The following is a 1986-nucleotide window of genomic DNA, read 5'->3' as shown; positions in this document are numbered from 1 at the left end:
CACGACTGACTATGTGAACACCATCCCGGTCGACCAGGAGCCCGAGTTCCCGGGCGACGAACAGGTCGAACGCCGCTACCGCGCCTACATGCGCTGGAACGCCGCCGTCATGGTCCACCGCGGCCAGCGCCCCGGCGTCGGGGTCGGCGGACACATCTCCACCTACGCCGGGGCCGCGACCCTCTACGAGGTAGGCTTCAACCACTTCTTCCGCGGCAAGAACCACCCCGGCGGCGGCGACCAGGTCTTCTTCCAGGGCCACGCCTCCCCGGGCATGTACGCCCGCGCCTTCCTCGAGGGCCGCCTCACCGAGCAGGACATGGACGGGTTCCGCCAGGAAAAGTCCCGCGAAGGCCACGCCCTGCCCTCCTACCCGCACCCGCGCTCCCTGCCGGACTTCTGGGAATTCCCCACCGTCTCCATGGGCATCGGCCCGGCCAACGCCATCTACCAGGCCCAGTCCAACCGCTACCTGCACAACCGCGGCATCAAGGACACCTCCGACCAGCACGTCTGGGCATTCCTCGGCGACGGCGAAATGGACGAACCCGAATCCCGCGGCTTCCTGCAGCTTGCCGCCAACGAGAAGCTCGACAACCTCACCTTCGTGGTCAACTGCAACCTCCAGCGCCTGGACGGCCCGGTGCGCGGCAACGGGAAGATCATGCAGGAACTCGAGGCGTTCTTCCGCGGCGCCGGCTGGAACGTGATCAAGGTCGTCTGGGGCCGCGAATGGGACTCCCTGCTGCAGAAGGACGCCGAGGGCGCCCTGGTGGAGATCATGAACCAGACCCCGGACGGGGACTACCAGACCTACAAGGCCGAAAACGGGGCCTTCGTGCGCGAGCACTTCTTCGGCAAGTCCCCCGCCACCAAGGAAATGGTCGCGGACCTCACCGACGAGGACATCTGGAACCTCAAGCGCGGCGGCCACGACTACCACAAGGTCTACGCCGCCTACAAGGCAGCCATGGAGTTCAAGGGCAAGCCCACGGTCATCCTCACCAAGACCGTCAAGGGCTACGGCCTGGGCCCCCACTTCGAGGCCCGCAACGCCACCCACCAGATGAAGAAGATGACCCTGGAGGACCTCAAGGGCTTCCGCGACCACCTGCGCATCCCCATCACCGACGCCCAGCTCGAGGCCGACCCCTACCTGCCCCCGTACTACCGCCCCGGCAACGACTCGGCCGAGTACCGGTACATGATGGAACGCCGCGCCGCCCTGGGCGGGGCCGTCCCGGAGCGCCGCACCGCCTCCAAACAGATCCACCTGCCCGAGGACAAGACCTACGAGGTCGCCTCCCGCGGGTCGGGCAAGCAGCAGGCCGCCACCACCATGGCGTTCGTGCGCCTGCTCAAGGACCTGATGCGCGACAAGGAATTCGGCAAGCGGGTGGTCCCGATCGTGCCCGACGAATCGCGCACCTTCGGCATGGACGCGTTCTTCCCCACCGCGAAGATCTACAACCCCGCCGGGCAGAACTACCTCTCCGTGGACCGCGAACTCGTCCTGGCCTACAAGGAATCCCCGGCCGGGCAGCTGATCCACCCCGGCATCAACGAGGCCGGCGCCGTCGCCGCGTTCACCGCCGCCGGAACCTCCTACTCCACCCACGACGAACCGCTGATCCCGATCTACGTGTTCTACTCCATGTTCGGGTTCCAGCGCACCGGCGACCAGTTCTGGGCCGCCGCGGACCAGATGACCCGCGGCTTCATCATGGGCGCCACCGCCGGACGCACCACGCTCACCGGCGAGGGCCTGCAGCACGCCGACGGGCACTCCCCGATCCTGGCCGCCACCAACCCCGCGGTCCTCACCTACGACCCGGCCTACGGGTACGAGATCGGGCACATCGTGCGCGACGGCCTGGAACGCATGTACGGCGGGAACCACGCGGACCCGAACGTGATGTACTACATCACCCTGTACAACGAGCCGTACCAGCAGCCGAAGGAACCCGAGAACCTCGACATCGAGGG

General features: G+C 67.2%; 1 protein-coding gene. It reads left to right on the top strand.

All coding sequences use genetic code 11. The features are described from left to right. Nucleotides 1-1986, top strand: a 1986-nt coding sequence (gene aceE, locus ACSYDW_RS18925; protein WP_438340285.1) for a pyruvate dehydrogenase (acetyl-transferring), homodimeric type, incomplete at both ends; no start/stop codon positions are given.

It is taken from the genome of Paeniglutamicibacter selenitireducens (assembly GCF_051550675.1).
Taxonomy (GTDB): Bacteria; Actinomycetota; Actinomycetes; order Actinomycetales; family Micrococcaceae; genus Paeniglutamicibacter.
The sequence above is the reverse complement of the archived record's forward strand: the minus strand, read 5'-3'. Positions and strand labels throughout refer to the sequence as shown.